We start from the raw sequence: 15,421 nt of genomic DNA, 5'->3' as shown, positions 1-15,421 counted from the left end.
TTCCTGGGGCAAGTCCACCAATTCGGGAGAGAGTTTTCATGAAGCTAGTCACTGCCATCATCAAGCCGTTCAAACTGGACGACGTGCGCGAGTCGCTGTCCGAGATCGGCGTGCAGGGCATTACCGTCACTGAAGTCAAAGGCTTCGGTCGGCAGAAGGGTCACACCGAGCTGTATCGCGGCGCGGAGTACGTGGTCGATTTTCTGCCCAAGGTGAAGATCGATGTCGCCATTGACGACAAGGATCTTGATCGGGTTATCGAGGCGATAACCAAGGCGGCCAACACTGGCAAGATCGGTGACGGCAAGATTTTCGTGGTCAATTTGGAACAGGCGATTCGCATCCGTACCGGCGAAACCGATACCGACGCAATCTAAGCCGCCACAAACCCAACGCCCCAGGAGAAAACAATATGACTCTGCGTAAATTCGCAGGGCTCGGAGCCCTGTTGTCCATCGTAATGCCCGGCCTGGCTATGGCGGCAGATCCGGTGGCGCCTCCAGTCCTCAACTCCGGCGACACCGCCTGGATGATGACCTCTACTGCCCTCGTCCTGTTCATGACGATCCCGGGCCTCGCGCTGTTCTACGGCGGTATGGTTCGGTCGAAAAACATTCTTTCCGTGATGATGCAGTGCTTCGCCATTACCGGTCTGGTCACCATCCTGTGGTTCATTTATGGCTACAGCATGGCGTTCGACACCACGGGGATGGAAGTCAACGTCGTCAACCTCAACTCCTTTGTCGGCAGCTTTGCCAAGGCCTTCCTGGCCGGCATCACGCCTGCCAGCATTACCGGGCCGACGGCGCTGTTCCCTGAAGCGGTGTTTGTCACCTATCAGATGACCTTTGCCATCATCACCCCGGCGTTGATCGTCGGTGCGTTTGCTGAACGGATGAAGTTCTCCGCGATGCTGGTGTTCATGGGTGTCTGGTTCACCCTGGTTTACGCACCGATTGCGCACATGGTCTGGAGCGGTCCAGGTTCGCTGTTGGGCGACTGGGGTGTACTCGATTTCGCCGGCGGCACCGTGGTTCACATCAACGCCGGTGTGGCTGGCCTGATTGCCTGCCTGGTATTGGGCAAGCGCAAAGGCTTCCCGACAACTCCGATGGCCCCTCATAACCTCGGTTACACCCTGATGGGCGCTGCGATGTTGTGGGTCGGCTGGTTCGGTTTCAACGCCGGTTCCGCCGCAGCGGCCAACGGCACGGCCGGTATGGCGATGCTGGTGACTCAAATCGCTACCGCCGCCGCGGCATTGGGCTGGATGTTTGCCGAGTGGATCACCCACGGCAAGCCAAGTGCTTTGGGCATCGCGTCGGGTGTGGTGGCCGGTCTGGTGGCAATCACTCCAGCGGCAGGCACCGTGGGCCCAATGGGCTCGCTGATCATTGGCTTGGCGGCGGGCGTCGTCTGCTTCTTCTGCGCGACGACCTTGAAACGCAAACTCGGCTATGACGACTCCCTGGACGCCTTTGGTGTACATGGTATCGGCGGTATCCTCGGTGCGATCCTGACAGGTGTGTTCGCAGCGCCAGCCCTCGGCGGCTTCGGTACTGTTACCGACATCGCTGCACAAGTCTGGATTCAGTGCAAAGGCGTAGGCTTCACGATTATCTACACCGCAATCGTCACCTTCATCATTCTCAAGGTCCTGGACGCTGTCATGGGTCTGCGTGTGACCGATGAGGAAGAAGCGGTCGGTCTGGATCTGGCACAGCACAACGAGCGCGGCTACAACTTGTAATACGCTCACTAAAAAAATTGCCCGGCTTGCCGGGCATTTTTTTGTCTGGGATTTGTCATTGAAAGAGGTGGCTGAAAGGTTTTTTCTTACGCCTTATGTCGTGTTTACACTCAGCGTTTTTTTGAGGCGAAAGACTTACAGCAGTGCAGGAATATTAGGGCCTTTGTTTTTTTCCTGAGCGCGCTAGAATGCGCCCCGAACGTGCGGAGAACTGTATGTGGCAACAGACGCTGATAACCCTGAGGGCACGGCCACGGGGCTTTCATCTGGTAACGGACGAGTTACTCGCCGGGCTGCCTGAACTCAAGGTGTGTCGGGTCGGTCTGTTGCATTTGTGGCTGCAGCATACCTCGGCGTCGTTGACCATCAACGAGAACGCCGATCCGGCGGTACGTCGCGACTTCGAACGATTTTTCAATCGTCTGATCCCACAAGGAACAGATGGCTATGAGCATAACGACGAAGGCTTGGACGACCTCCCGGCGCACTTCAAGGCCAGCGTGCTTGGCTGTCAGCTCAGTTTGCCGATTTCGGCAGGCCGACTGGCGTTGGGAACCTGGCAGGGCGTTTATCTGGGCGAGCACCGTGATCACGGCGGTGCCCGTAAAGTCCTCGCCACCTTTCACGGTGAAGGGGCATAAACCGCTGGTTACCAGCGGTTGTTGAATTTTTTCCGGCGGCCGTCGACAGATGGCGAAGCTGGGCTATAACTAATCTGCTTTTCGCAAGTCATGAGGTAGAACATGAGCGACGATGATCTGGAAAACGACGACCTGGAAGTAGGCGACGAAGACGAGGCTGAAGAAGGCCTCGAAGCTGCAGCGGAAGACGTTGCTGACGACGACGGTGGTGATGCGCCGGTTCCTACTGCCAAGGGCAAAGCCAAGGCCGCGGTGTCGGTTGATGAGCTGCCGAGCGTTGAAGCCAAGAATAAAGAGCGTGATGCTCTGGCCCGCGCCATGGAGGAGTTCCTCTCCAAAGGCGGCAAGGTTCAGGAAGTGGAGGCCAATGTGGTCGCCGATCCGCCCAAGAAGCCTGACAACAAGTACGGCAGCCGGCCTATCTAAGCGTCTGCGACTTTGCTTGCTGAAAAAGCCCGCCGTCGCTGCGGGCTTTTTCATGGGCGAAACAACAGCCCCAGTTTTCGTGCGCTCCACTGCACGAGTCTGCTCGCGACGAGGCTGTCATATTCACAAGCGAGGTTGCCTGGCACTCCTTAATCGTGGGCAAACCCGCTCCTGCAGGCGGTGTGTCAGGTCGAAGCGGCGTTCCAGTGCGCCAGCAGCGCCGGTAATTCGGTCAAGCTGCGAACCTCGGCATCGGGTGCCTTTTCGGCGTCCCATGGCTTGCCGGCCGGGTTAAACCAGATCGCTCGCAACCCTGCTTGCTGGGCTCCGGCAATGTCATCGCCGGGGTGATCGCCAATATGCACCGCCGTTGCGGCTGTTGCCCCGCCACGTCGCAAGGCCTCATGAAACAGCCGCGCATCTGGCTTGGCGATGCCAATGTCTTCGGCGCACAACGCAAATTTGAAGTAATCCGCCAGACCCAGTCGGCGCACATCGGCATTGCCGTTAGTGACCACGCCGAGTGCATAGTGGCTGGCTAGAACTTCGAGTGTTGGCTCAACCTCGGGAAACACCTCTATCTGATGCCGAGCCTGCAGGAACACCTCAAAACTCTGATCCGCCAGCGCTGAAGCGTTGCCATGGTCGTAGCCGGCCTCTTCCAGTGCGTGGAACAGAACCTGGCGCCGCAACGCGCTGATTCGATGCTTGAGGCTCGGATCATTGCTCAAAACCCGCTCACGAATCGACCAAAGGTGCTCCACCGGCACGGCTCCCAGTTTCGGCGCATGGTCGGTCAGCCATTCGCGCAAGGTAGCTTCGGCACTGATGATCACCGGTGCGGTGTCCCACAGGGTGTCGTCGAGGTCGAAGGTGATCAGTTGGAGGGTCATGAGTCATCGCCTTTAACGCGTTTAGCCCGTGGATGGGCGCTGTCGTACACCGTCGCCAAATGCTGGAAATCCAGGTGGGTGTAGATCTGTGTGGTCTTGATGTCCGAGTGACCGAGCAACTCCTGCACTGCACGCAGGTCTTGCGAGGATTCGAGCAAGTGGCTGGCAAACGAGTGCCGCAGCATGTGCGGGTGCAGGTTTTGCCCTAATTCGCGGGCGCCAGCGGCCTTGACTCGAAGCTGAATTGCCCGAGAACCCAAGCGCCGGCCTTGCTGGCTGACGAAGACTGCATCGTCTGCCGGGTTGGCCATGGCCCGCAGCGGTAGCCACAGTTCCAGCGCTTCGCAGGCCTTTTTGCCGACAGGCAGCAGGCGGGTCTTGCTGCCCTTGCCGAGGACCTGAATCATGCCGTCAGCCAGATCGAGTTGGTCAAGATTGAGCCCTGTCAGCTCGGAAAGCCGCAGGCCGGAGGAATAGAACAGTTCCAGAATCGCCTGATCCCGGCGGGCCAGAAAATCGTCCTCGACCGCGCCTTCCAGCAGTTGCAGCGCGCGATCGGTGTCGAGGGTTTTCGGCAGTCGTCGTTCACCTTTGGGCGGCGCCAGGCCGTTGGCCGGATCGTGATCGCACAGGCCTTCGCGGTTCAGATAGTGATAGAGCCCGCGCACCGCCGACAACAGCCGCGCGAGGCTGCGCGACGATTGGCCTTGTGAGTGCAGGCGGGCTATCAGGCTGCGCAAGCGCTGGATATCCAGGCTGGCCCAACTGCTGATGTTCTGTTTGACGCACCAGCCGAGCACTTTATCGAGGTCGTGGCGGTAGGCGTACAAGGTGTGGGGTGACACCTGCCGCTCACTGCGCAGGTGTTCGCAGTAAGCGTTCAGTTGTCGTTCCACGATCAGCGTACCGGGCGTGGGGCGTTGTTGACCCGTGGCAACACGCGGCCCATGACTTCGGCGATGTAGCTCAAAAACAGCGTACCGACCGAACTTTTATAGTGCTGCGGATCGCGGCTGGCGATCGCCAGGACGCCGTGAATGCCTTGATGGCTGATAGCGACGACGGCGGTGGAACCGATCTGTTTGCGTTGTTCCTCGCCGAACAGGAAATCCAGCTCGTGTTCGCGCAGGCTGCCGCTGACGCTTTTGTCTTCCGAGAGCAGGCCGCCAATGGCGGTTTGCGCTTCGGCGTGGGTCGCCCAGCGGCCCACAGGCATGGCGTTGTCGCCCAGCAGGATCAGGCTGACAAAGGGCACCTGAAAGTCCTGGCGCAGACTGTCTTCAACACTGATGACCACGTCTTCCAGGCTGGTGGCGTCCATCAGCGCAAGAATCAGGCGGCGGGTTTTGTCGAAGAGACGGTCGTTGTCACGAGCCACGTCCATCAAATGCGAGAGGCGATGACGCAACTCTATGTTGCGTTCACGCAGAATAGCCATCTGGCGCTCCACCAACGACACGGTGTCACCGCGTTGGTGCGGGATGCGCAGGGCCGGAAGCAGTTCTTCGTGCTCGACGAAGAAATCCGGATGAGCCTCCAGGTACGCAGCAATCGCCGCCGCCTCCAGGCTTTCGGACGCTGATTCTTCGGGCTGTCGGGCGGGTACCAGAGGCTTATCGGTCATGGGTTTGGCTCACTCAAAGACGCACTTGTCCTTCGTATACGCGCACTGCCGGGCCGGTCATCATCACCGGTTCGCCAGGGCCCGCCCATTCAATGCACAGGCGCCCGCCGGGCAGGTCGATCAATAGGGGCGAATCCATCCACCCCTGGCTGATCGCGGCCACTGCAGCAGCACAAGCGCCCGTACCGCAAGCCTGGGTTTCCCCGGCCCCGCGTTCCCAGACGCGCAACTGCGCACGGTTACGGTCGATCACTTGGAGAAAACCGACGTTAACCCGCGCCGGGAAGCGCGGATGGTGTTCGATTTTCGGCCCCAGTTCATGCACCGGTGCGTTGTTGATGTCGCTGACCCGCAGCACGGCATGGGGATTACCCATGGACACCGCTGCCAGTTCGACGACAGAGCCCTCGACGTCCACCTGATAGCTCAGGGCCTGGGCTGGGGCTTCAAATGGAATGTCCGCCGGCACCACGCGCGGCGCGCCCATGTTGACACTGATCTGACCGTCGCTGCGGATGTCCAGTTCGATGATGCCGCTTTTGGTCTCGACGCGTATCTGCCGTTTTGCGGTCAGGCGCTTATCGAGCACAAAACGCGCGAAGCAGCGGGCACCGTTGCCGCACTGTTCCACTTCGGAGCCGTCGGAGTTGAAGATCCGGTAACGGAAATCCACCTCCGGGTTACTTGGCGCTTCGACAATCAGCAATTGGTCGAAACCGATACCGGTGTGCCGATCGCCCCATTGCTTGGCGTGCTTGGGCAGAATATGCGCGTGCTGGCTGACCAGGTCGAGGACCATGAAGTCATTGCCCAGGCCATGCATCTTGGTAAAACGCAGCAGCATGGGTTTACTCCGGCAGCAGGCTTTCGCCAGCAAACAACTCGGCTACCGTCTCACGGCGACGCACTTCAACTGCCTGATCACCATCCACCAACACTTCGGCGGCACGGCCGCGGGTGTTGTAGTTGGAACTCATGACAAACCCATAGGCGCCGGCAGAATGCACCGCCAGCAAATCGCCTTCTTCCAATGCCAGTTGACGATCCTTGGCCAGGAAATCGCCGGTCTCGCAGATCGGGCCGACGATGTCGTAGGCGCGCGCGGCGGTATCGCGAGGGCGCACGGCGGTGACGTTCATCCAGGCTTGGTACAGCGCCGGGCGAATCAGGTCGTTCATGGCCGCATCGACGATGGCGAAGTCTTTGTGTTCGGTGTGCTTGAGGTACTCGACCTGGGTCAGCAGCACGCCGGCATTGGCGACGATGAAGCGGCCCGGTTCGAACACCAGCGCCAAGTCGCGACCGTCGCAACGTTCGCGCACGGCTTTGATGTAGTCGGCCACCAGCGGCGGCTCTTCATCGCGATAACGCACACCGACGCCGCCACCGAGGTCGATGTGGCGCAGGTAAATGCCGCACTCGCCCAGACGATCAATCAAGCCCAGCAGGCGATCGAGCGCATCAAGGAAGGGAGGCAGGCTGGTCAGTTGCGAACCGATGTGGCAATCGACGCCGAGCACTTCCAGGTTCGGCAGTTGTGCGGCGCGGATGTACACGTCTTCGGCGTCGGCGATGGCGATGCCGAACTTGTTCTCTTTAAGACCGGTGGAAATGTATGGGTGGGTGCCGGCATCGACGTCCGGGTTCACGCGAAGCGAGATCGGTGCGCGAACGCCCAACTCGGCGGCGACCACTTGCAGGCGTTCCAGCTCATCGGTGGACTCGACGTTGAAGCAATGCACACCCACTTCCAGTGCGCGACGCATGTCTTCACGGGTCTTGCCGACGCCGGAGAAAACAATCTTGTCGGCGCTTCCGCCAGCGGCCAGTACGCGTTCCAGTTCACCGCGGGAGACGATGTCGAAACCGGCGCCAAGACGGGCCAAGACATTCAGAACACCCAGGTTGGAGTTGGCCTTGACCGCAAAGCAAACCAGGTGCGGCACGCCGGCCAGCGCATCGGCATACGCCAGGTACTGGGCTTCGATGTGGGCGCGGGAATAGACGTAGGTCGGTGTCCCAAAGCGTTCGGCGATGGCGGACAGGGCCACGCCTTCCGCGAACAGCTCACCGTCACGGTAGTTAAAAGCGTCCATGGCGTTCCCTTATTGGTAGACGTCGTGCTTGTGTGCTTTGGAAACAGGCGCTTGCTGCGACGACTTGGCCTGTTCGGCGGGGTCTTGAGTGTCGTCAGGCAGGTACAGCGGGCCTTTTTGACCACAGGCCGAAACGAGGCAGGCAAAAGCGACGAGCGTAGCGAGCGCAGCAAAGGAAGAGATCAGGCGCTTCATGGCGAAATCCTTGAAAATGCGTTAATTGCGCCGGAGTATACCGGCCACCCGGCAGCTTGCCTATGCGACGGAACTCCCGTCTGGCGGGCCTTCGCCTGATGCCCGTCAGTTATATGCAATCTACTGTGGAAGTGAGCCTGCTCGCGAAAGCAGTGTGTCAGCCAACAATGGTGTTGAATGTGCCGGCCTCTTTGCCAGAGGCTCGCTCCTACAGACACAGCGCTCACCGTATCGATATCGACGCTTGGTCGTTATCCTTTGCAATCACTGGGGCTCGCCCGTATCTTGCGGCGCTTGAGCGTGATCAGACATTTTTTGAGGTGCCTGCAATGAGTTTGACCGAAGCCCGTTTCCACGACCTGGTCGATGCTACCCAGCAAATGCTGGAGGATATTTTCGACGAGAGCGGCCTGGATATCGATCTTGAAAGCTCGGCCGGTGTTCTTACCGTCAAGTTCGAAAACGGCAGCCAGCTGATCTTCAGCCGTCAGGAGCCGCTGCGTCAGCTGTGGCTGGCGGCCGTGTCCGGTGGTTTTCACTTCGACTACGACGCAGAAAGCGAGCGCTGGATGTGCGACAAGAGCGAGGAGCAACTGGGCGAAATGCTTGAGCGCATCGTCGAGCAGCAAGCCTCGGTCAAACTCGATTTCGAAGGTTTGTAACAGCGTGACTCAGACTGTTCGCCCTCCCAAGCCGCTGTTCAGCAACGTCAGCCCGGCGGTCCCGTCGCCGTGTAGCGGCGTGTGCCGGCTGGATGAGCACAAGGTCTGCCAAGGGTGTTTTCGCCATGTCGAAGACATTCGTGAATGGCGCTCGGCCGACGATGATCGTCGCCGGGTTATTTGTGCTGCCGCCGCGCAACGCAAAGTCTCGGCATAACGGCTTCTGTAGCCAGGGCAGGCGTGGGTGGCCTGGCTTGTATATTTATTGAGCTGTGATAGTGTCCGCGAACGCCTCAAATCATCGAGGCTCGTGAAAACCCCGCCTTTTTCTGGCGGGGTTTTGCTTTTTTTGTGCAGAAGAAAGGAGTCTGCCTGAATCATGACCGCACCTTCCATCACCCTTACCCGTCTGGACGTACAACGTCTGGAACGCCTGATCGACAGCTTGGATGACTCGCTGCCGGGCGTGATCGCGCTGCAAACCGAATTGGATCGCGCCGATACCCTGGTCGGTCACGATGAAGTCCCTGCCGATGTAGTAACCATGAATTCCCGTGTGCATTGCCGAGAAGAAAGCAGTGGCAAGGACTATCACTTGACGTTGGTGTACCCGAAGGATGCCAACGCCGACGAAGGGAAAATCTCGATTCTGGCGCCAGTCGGCAGCGCCTTGTTGGGCCTCAAGGTTGGTCAGCACATCGACTGGCCAGCACCGGGCGGTAAAACCCTCAAGTTGACATTGCTGGAAGTTGAATCGCAGCCGGCCAACGGCGGCGACTGCTCATTCTGATGCGTCCTCAGACCTGTTCGAGTGCCTCGTTCAAGGCGCGCTCCAGTTCGGTCTTGTAGCGCAGGTACACATTGCTTGAACTCTGAGCGTCACCGAGCAGGCCCGACAGGTCCAGATCGGTGATGTAACAGCGATAGCGTTCCGTCTCGCTGCGCTGATGGACGATTTCCCGGGCGACCACGCTGAATAGCTGGTCGCCATGCTCCAACTCTGAAAACTCCTGCTGATTGCAATACAACGTGACCTGCACCTGTCCCGGTGCGGCTTTGCCGATGATCGCCTGAACATCGTAAAAAGGTTTGTCGACCGGTGTTTGCGGCGCTGGCCGGGATTCGATCCGACGCGGCCGCCCAGTGCCAGATGGCAACAACTGGTAATACAACGTCTCCAGGCTCAGGGGCTGTGCCGCGTTCATCGGCAGCAAGGCGTCGCGCCGGTATTGGATCGATTGCAGGAAACGTTGCAGTGGCACCAGCAGGCTTTGCTCATCGTGATAAGGCAGGCGCTGCTGCCAGAGGGCGCCGAACTCATCCAGCACGTAAATATCTGCCTGGTGCTCGTTGATCCGGTAGAACACCTGAATGCACTCGGGCTGGCCCATGGGCAGAATCAGCGCCAGATCGTGCTCCTCAAGGGCCATTGGGTCCAGGTGCAGCGGGCTGTAACTGCCAAGTTCTTCGCCCAGGTAATCCAACAGCGCCGTCAGCGTGGCGAGGGCGACATGCTTGACCTGGCCATGCACCAGCTCCAGCACGTGGTAGTGCTGTTGCACCTGAATCAGGTAGCGATGGTTGAGCTGGCTGAGCAACAGGTTTTGCGCGGTATCAATAATCTCTTCGACCCGCCGAGCGATGAACTGCGCGCGATTGTGGCAGAAGCAACGGACTCGCAAACGCGGCGATTGCGGGCCTTTTGGCAGGTTGCTGAGGTAATCGCGCAGGCAGTCGAGCAGGGCGTTGGGACCGTCGAAACGACTGACCAACACTTCATTCCAGCTATTGAGCGTGACCTGGTCCAGGGTCAATACCAGGTTTTCCCGAACGCCTGCGTAACTCAATGAGTCGGTACGCTCGGTGGTCATCAGGATGTTCAGGTCGCGATGGTGCTTGAGCGGATCGATGCCAACGTTCACCAGAATCAGCACTTCACTGGGCACACTGGCGCGCAGCAGCGGATCCTCGGCCACCGTGGTCAGGGGCAGGGCGATGCTCTGTTGCAGGCTGCCGAGTAGGTTGAACAGCTCGAACTCGCTCAAGTCGCTGGTGCCGGGGTGCAAGGCGAGTCGCGTGCTGCTGTCGATCACACCATTGCGATGGCACCACGTCAGCAGTTCCAGCAACGCGCGGCTGCGTTTGATCGGGGCGAAGTGCTCCCACTCATGGGCGGCCAAGCTGCCGTTGTACAACCCCCATTGCGTGTGGCCCGGCTCTTTTTTGTTGGGCGCCTGGACCAAGGTCAAGGTGTCTTCGGCCAGGTCCGGCGCGATGCCAGGGTTGATGAATTCGATCTTGTCGGCCTTGCGTTCGAACGCTGCATATAACCGACGTCCAAGTACATTGAGGTCGCGTTTGTTGATCAGGCTGACGGTTTGTTCGCTACGGGCGAACTGGGTCAGGAAGCGGTAGCTGTAGTTCAGCTCATTGACCAAGGCCCGGCGTTCAGCGCTGACCTGGCGGACTTTCCACTGGCTGCGACTGTCGAGCAGCGCCAATTGTCGTGGGTCCCAATGCCATTCATTGGTGAGGCGTTCCAGCAGCGTGCGCTGCCAGCTCTGAGTGCGACTGCTGGTGCCGGTCAGCTTGCGATTGATCTTCAGGTACAGCGCGCGGCGTACCAACTCCAGGCGTCCCGGCTCGCCACGGGCGGTGAGGTACTCCTCGATGCGGCGATAGACCACGATGTAAGGGTCCAGCTCGTCGAGGTCCAGGCGATTGGCGAACACCGCGTGTTTAAAGCGTAGGCTCAGGCAATGGACCTTGGGGTGTTCGCTGGCGTAGACCTCAATCAGTAACAGCTTGAGCACTGACTTGTAGGGCGACTCGATGCCCTTGAACAACTGCCACAGCCCAGCACCGACGAATTCGCCCGGAGGAATGTAGGCTAGGTGTCCAAGGTCGAGGGTTTCATCGGCGCGTATGAAACGCTTGGAAATCAGCGTGTGGGTGTACCGGTCGTAGGCCGATTCTTCGTAGACCGGCACTAGCCACCAGATCGGCGTGCGTCCGGCCAGCCAGATCGCCGTGCGGTAGAACTCGTCCAGCAGCAGATAGTGTTGAGTGGTGCCGCAGTCTTCCGAACTCAGTTGCGTATCCCGTTCGCCGCGGACGAAACGGGTCGGCTCAATCAGGAAAAAATGCGCCTCGGCGCCCTGGCTAGCGGCCCAAATTTCGAGGAGCTGGCACTTTTTGCGCAACTCCGCGAGTTCGCTTTCGTTCAAGTCAGGGGCGTGGCAGACCCACACGTCCATGTCGCTCTGATCGGCTTGGGCGAGTGTGCCGAGGCTACCCATGAGGAACAAGCCGTGAATCGGTCGCGAAGGATTGCTGCCATGGCGGGGTTTGTAGGAAAAAGAACGAGTCAGTCGCTGGGCTTCCGCGAGGGCGTTGGCCGTTGGCTCGAAATTCGACAGCCCCGCGGGCGTACTGCCGGACACGTAGCCGGGCAATAGCGGGTGATTGACGTGGAAAAACAGCGGTAGCAGGGTCAGAACGCCCTGCTGGCGGGTCGACAACCCTTCCATCGCCCTGGCCATGCGCCCTTCGTTGAGCTTCAGAAAGCGTGCGCGCAGTTGGCTGAGAACCTTTCGGTCGATTCCCTCATCCAGGTCGGGGCGTATTTCATGGGTGCGGGTCATTTCAGCTCAAACCGGCTCGCGAAGCTCGGACAGGGTAGGGTCTACAGGTGAGGGGCAGTTTAGCGCCTCGTCCCGCCGATTTTTAAGCTGAATTTGTATTTGTAACGTCAGATTTCTATGGCGAGTCGACAGCAGGTAAGGAAGTGTGCCCGCGGAAATCCCGTAGCAGGGGTTCCCGAGGGCGATGCGCTGCTACTTTCAGGCTGTTTCCTGAATGCTGAGAATGGTCAGTACGGTTTGTACATTTTGCGCGGCGTCACGCCCCAGGCTGGTCAGATAACCGCCATCGGGCTGATCGATCAGTTCTTTTTCGTAAAGACGTTGGGTGGCGGCGATGGCTTTAGGGGCAGCGGTCTGATGAATTTTCAAACCTTCCTGGGAACTGTCCAGGTTGAAGAGGGCAAGGATTTCCAGTTCGGCAACCAACTCAGGGGTAAGCGACATAAGGACTCCAGACTTTCTAGGAATTGGACGACAGCGCCCCTAAGGTGAGCCCACTCGTGCGGCATGTCCAGTGCTCGCGACAGGGTTTTTCGCCTCGGGCAGTATTCCCCGGCGAGTGCTGTGGCTGCGGGGTGATTAGGAGTGTAGTCAGGGGCTGGAGGAAAGCAGAAAGGATTGGTGACAATCTGTAAGAAGGCAGGCTTCTGTGGCGAGAGGGCTTGCGACAGGAGCCTGCGTCTTTCGAATCAGGCTTATTTCTTTTCTGGCGGCAACTCTGGCAATGCGCGCAACGCGGTTTCGTACCAATCGGTATTGAACGCTCGATCTTCTTCGAGGATCGCGTCGATTTCCACTGCCAGTACATGGGCCATCAAGTTGAGGATTTCTTCACGCTCGTAACCCACCAGGGTCAGTTTGTTGAAGGTTGCCTTGGCCGCCGGGGGGTTGTCGCTTTCGATCTGGTTTTCAATCGCTTCGACCAAGGTGTTTTCGGCGAACTCTTCTTCGTCGATTTCGTCGTGTTCATTGATGCCGGGGGTTGGCTCGCTCATGGCAGGCTCCTCAAGTTAAGGCGGCCAGTTTACCTGCATTCAGTCTTGCGATGCGGTTGGCAAGAAACGACGGTTCATTCTATAAACAGGTACTGCCAACCCCGCACGGCCCGGAGGCTTTGTGATGCTTAAGCTTTATGGATTTTCGGTCAGCAACTACTACAACATGGTCAAGCTGGCGTTGCTGGAGAAGGGATTACCGTTCGAAGAGGTTCCATTTTTTGCCGGCCAAACCCCCGAGGCGCTGGCGATAAGCCCGCGCGGCAAGGTGCCGGTGTTGAGTGTGGAACAGGGTTTTATTAACGAGACCAGCGTGATCCTCGAGTACCTGGAACAGTGCGAGAAAGGCACGTCGCTGCTGCCGAGTGAGCCGTTCGAACGGGCACAGGTGTTGGCGCTGGCCAGGGAAATCGAGCTGTACATCGAGTTGCCGGGCCGCGCCTGTTATCCCGAAGCATTTTTCGGCATGCCGGTGCCGGATGCGATCAAGGATAAAACCAAGGCCGAATTGTTGGCCGGTATTGCTTCACTGGGTAGGCACGGTAAGTTCGCACCTTACGTAGCCGGCGAGCGTCTGAGCCTTGCGGATGTTTATTTTTTGTACAGCGTACCGCTGGCGTGTGGTGTTGCTCAGAAGTTGTTCGGGATCGATCTGCTCGCCGAGCTGCCGGCCGCCAAGGCGTTGCTCGACCATCTGGGGCAGAACCCGAATGTGCAGCGGATCGCGAAAGACAAGGAAGCGGCGATGCCGGGATTTATGGCGATGGTCGCATCCAGGAAATGAATTTCGTCGCATTCTGAAGTCAGCTGTCGCGGGCCTGCGCGCTTCCACAATTGAGTCTGTTGAACACACGTGACTCTGTGGAGGCGGGCTTGCCCGCGAAGCTTTTAGCGGCTGGCGAGTAAAGCCTGTCCGCGCGCCACGGCTTTTTTGACCTGCGCTGGCGCGGTCCCGCCGATATGGTCACGGGCGTTCACCGAGCCTTCAAGGGTCAGCACGGCAAACACATCCTGATCAATCTGATCGCTGAACTTACGCAGCTCTTCCAGGCTCATTTCCGCCAGGTCCTTGCCGCTTTCCACGCCGTATTTAACGGCATGGCCAACGATTTCGTGGCAATCACGGAACGGCAAGCCACGACGTACCAGATAGTCAGCCAGGTCAGTAGCGGTGGAGAAGCCGCGCAGCGCCGCTTCGCGCATGATTGCGTGCTTGGGTTTGATCGCCGGGACCATATCGGCAAACGCCCGTAATGAATCACGCAACGTATCGGCGGCATCGAACAGGGGTTCCTTGTCTTCCTGGTTGTCCTTGTTGTAGGCCAATGGCTGGCCTTTCATCAGGGTCAGCAGGCCCATCAGGGCACCGAACACGCGGCCGGTCTTGCCGCGAACCAACTCCGGAACGTCCGGGTTTTTCTTTTGCGGCATGATCGAACTGCCCGTGCAAAAACGGTCTGGCAGATCGATGAACTGGAATTGCGCGCTGGTCCACAGCACCAACTCTTCGGAGAAACGTGACAAGTGCATCATCGCGATGCTGGCGGCTGAGCAGAACTCGATGGCGAAGTCGCGATCGGAGACGTTGTCCAGCGAGTTACCACCGACGGCATCAAAGCCCAGCAGTTGAGCCGTGAATTCGCGGTCGATCGGGTAGGTGGTGCCGGCGAGCGCGGCGCTGCCCAAGGGCATGCGGTTAGTGCGTTTGCGGCAGTCGACGAGGCGCTCGTAGTCGCGGCTGAGCATTTCGAACCAGGCCAGCATGTGGTGCCCGAACGTCACCGGCTGTGCGGTTTGCAGGTGGGTGAAGCCTGGCATGATACTGCCGGCTTCGCGCTCTGCCTGCTCCAGCAAACCTTGTTGCAGGCGGGTGATCTCGGCCAGGATCAGGTCGATCTCGTCACGCAGCCACAGGCGGATATCGGTGGCGACCTGGTCGTTGCGGCTGCGACCGGTGTGCAGCTTTTTACCGGTTACGCCGATGCGGTCAGTCAGCCGCGCCTCGATGTTCATGTGTACGTCTTCAAGGTCGATGCGCCAGTCGAATTGGCCGGCCTCGATTTCACCCTGGATGGTCTTCAGGCCATCAGCGATGCTGTCGCGTTCGGCATCAGTCAGCACGCCGACTTTGGCCAGCATCGTGGCGTGGGCGATCGAGCCCATGATGTCGTGGCGATACAGGCGCTGGTCGAAAGTGACGGAGGCGGTGAAGCGGGCGACGAAGGCGTCGACGGGTTCACTGAAGCGGCCGCCCCAGGACTGATTGGTCTTGTCAGTGCTCATGAATTCGCTCGTATCGGCTGAAGAAAGATGGCGTTGAAAGCTGTCGCGGATAATAACAGGGTTGCCAATCCTGTCGGTGACACTGGTCGATACGTTTTTTTCTCATCTCAAGGGCCATACTCGAGATGCGCCTTGTGGAAATTGCGCAACGATATTTTTCAATTGGGCAATATCGTCTCGGCAACCGTCTACAGTTGGACGTAGGATCAGCG

18 protein-coding genes are annotated in these 15,421 nt (G+C 59.0%); 8 read left to right on the top strand and 10 right to left on the bottom strand.

Translation table 11 applies throughout. The annotated features are described in order from the left end of the window. Positions 1-38: 38 nt before the first annotated feature. From glnK to sutA, 4 genes are all read left to right on the top strand, one after another. Positions 39-377, top strand: a complete 339-nt coding sequence (glnK, locus tag RHM68_RS24800) for a P-II family nitrogen regulator (protein ID WP_002555808.1) — start codon at positions 39-41, stop codon at positions 375-377. Positions 378-412: 35 nt separating this feature from the next. Next, entirely contained in the window at positions 413-1,750 is a 1,338-nt protein-coding gene (locus tag RHM68_RS24795; RefSeq protein WP_322219617.1) for an ammonium transporter, read from the top strand. A gap of 215 nt (positions 1,751-1,965) precedes the next feature. Further along, on the top strand, positions 1,966-2,391 hold the full coding sequence (locus RHM68_RS24790; protein ID WP_322219616.1) for a secondary thiamine-phosphate synthase enzyme YjbQ: 426 nt from the start codon (positions 1,966-1,968) through the stop codon (positions 2,389-2,391). Between the two features lie 102 nt (positions 2,392-2,493). Then, positions 2,494-2,817 (top strand): transcriptional regulator SutA, encoded by a 324-nt coding sequence (sutA, locus tag RHM68_RS24785; RefSeq protein WP_322219615.1) that lies wholly within the window; start codon positions 2,494-2,496, stop codon positions 2,815-2,817. A gap of 185 nt (positions 2,818-3,002) precedes the next feature. Here sutA and RHM68_RS24780 read toward each other — a convergent pair whose 3' ends face one another. The 6 genes from RHM68_RS24780 to lptM are packed head-to-tail and all read right to left on the bottom strand — an operon-like array spanning position 3,003 to position 7,625. Continuing rightward, positions 3,003-3,710, bottom strand: coding sequence for an HAD-IA family hydrolase (locus tag RHM68_RS24780; protein ID WP_322219614.1), 708 nt, complete (start codon positions 3,708-3,710; stop codon positions 3,003-3,005). Further along, a complete protein-coding gene (gene xerC / locus RHM68_RS24775) occupies positions 3,707-4,606 on the bottom strand; it encodes a tyrosine recombinase XerC (protein ID WP_322219613.1) in 900 nt (299 codons plus the stop codon). Before xerC ends, RHM68_RS24780 begins: the two co-directional genes overlap by 4 nt. A 2-nt stretch (positions 4,607-4,608) precedes the next feature. Further along, the gene (locus RHM68_RS24770) at positions 4,609-5,334 is read right to left on the bottom strand and encodes a DUF484 family protein (protein ID WP_322219612.1); all 726 of its coding nucleotides are present in this window, start codon (positions 5,332-5,334) and stop codon (positions 4,609-4,611) included. Positions 5,335-5,347: 13 nt separating this feature from the next. Continuing rightward, positions 5,348-6,178 carry a diaminopimelate epimerase gene (gene dapF / locus RHM68_RS24765; RefSeq protein ID WP_322219611.1) on the bottom strand — a complete coding sequence of 277 codons (831 nt, stop codon included), beginning with the start codon at positions 6,176-6,178 and terminating at the stop codon, positions 5,348-5,350. A 4-nt stretch (positions 6,179-6,182) separates the two neighbouring features. After that, complete coding sequence (gene lysA / locus RHM68_RS24760) at positions 6,183-7,430, bottom strand: diaminopimelate decarboxylase (RefSeq protein WP_322219610.1); 1,248 nt, start codon at positions 7,428-7,430, stop codon at positions 6,183-6,185. 9 nt (positions 7,431-7,439) lie between these two features. Continuing rightward, complete coding sequence (gene lptM / locus RHM68_RS24755; RefSeq protein WP_322219609.1) at positions 7,440-7,625, bottom strand: LPS translocon maturation chaperone LptM; 186 nt, start codon at positions 7,623-7,625, stop codon at positions 7,440-7,442. Between the two features lie 329 nt (positions 7,626-7,954). On the opposite strand from lptM, the gene cyaY reads away from it, so the two are divergent. The 3 genes from cyaY to rnk all read left to right on the top strand — a co-directional run bounded on the left by cyaY (position 7,955) and on the right by rnk (position 9,077). After that, a complete protein-coding gene (gene cyaY, locus RHM68_RS24750; protein ID WP_322219608.1) occupies positions 7,955-8,287 on the top strand; it encodes an iron donor protein CyaY in 333 nt (110 codons plus the stop codon). Positions 8,288-8,291: 4 nt separating this feature from the next. After that, positions 8,292-8,504 (top strand): DUF1289 domain-containing protein, encoded by a 213-nt coding sequence (locus RHM68_RS24745; protein WP_322219607.1) that lies wholly within the window; start codon positions 8,292-8,294, stop codon positions 8,502-8,504. A gap of 162 nt (positions 8,505-8,666) precedes the next feature. After that, positions 8,667-9,077 (top strand): nucleoside diphosphate kinase regulator, encoded by a 411-nt coding sequence (gene rnk, locus RHM68_RS24740; RefSeq protein ID WP_322219606.1) that lies wholly within the window; start codon positions 8,667-8,669, stop codon positions 9,075-9,077. A 7-nt stretch (positions 9,078-9,084) separates the two neighbouring features. Here rnk and RHM68_RS24735 read toward each other — a convergent pair whose 3' ends face one another. The 3 genes from RHM68_RS24735 to RHM68_RS24725 all read right to left on the bottom strand — a co-directional run bounded on the left by RHM68_RS24735 (position 9,085) and on the right by RHM68_RS24725 (position 12,926). Then, positions 9,085-11,931 (bottom strand): class I adenylate cyclase, encoded by a 2,847-nt coding sequence (locus RHM68_RS24735; RefSeq protein ID WP_322219605.1) that lies wholly within the window; start codon positions 11,929-11,931, stop codon positions 9,085-9,087. 198 nt (positions 11,932-12,129) lie between these two features. Beyond that, positions 12,130-12,375 (bottom strand): TIGR02647 family protein, encoded by a 246-nt coding sequence (locus RHM68_RS24730; protein ID WP_322219604.1) that lies wholly within the window; start codon positions 12,373-12,375, stop codon positions 12,130-12,132. Positions 12,376-12,626: 251 nt separating this feature from the next. Beyond that, positions 12,627-12,926, bottom strand: a complete 300-nt coding sequence (locus RHM68_RS24725; RefSeq protein WP_322219603.1) for a hypothetical protein — start codon at positions 12,924-12,926, stop codon at positions 12,627-12,629. A 124-nt stretch (positions 12,927-13,050) separates the two neighbouring features. Between RHM68_RS24725 and RHM68_RS24720 the strand changes: the two genes are divergently transcribed. Next, positions 13,051-13,710: a glutathione S-transferase gene (locus RHM68_RS24720; protein ID WP_322219602.1), complete on the top strand. Its 660-nt coding sequence runs from the start codon at positions 13,051-13,053 to the stop codon at positions 13,708-13,710. A gap of 104 nt (positions 13,711-13,814) precedes the next feature. On the opposite strand, the gene argH is transcribed toward RHM68_RS24720, so the two are convergent. Continuing rightward, entirely contained in the window at positions 13,815-15,209 is a 1,395-nt protein-coding gene (argH, locus tag RHM68_RS24715) for an argininosuccinate lyase (RefSeq protein WP_322219601.1), read from the bottom strand. Positions 15,210-15,421 lie beyond the last annotated feature (212 nt).

Origin of the sequence: Pseudomonas sp. DC1.2, assembly GCF_034351645.1 — a bacterium.
Taxonomy (GTDB): Bacteria; Pseudomonadota; Gammaproteobacteria; order Pseudomonadales; family Pseudomonadaceae; genus Aquipseudomonas.
The sequence above is the reverse complement of the archived record's forward strand: the minus strand, read 5'-3'. Positions and strand labels throughout refer to the sequence as shown.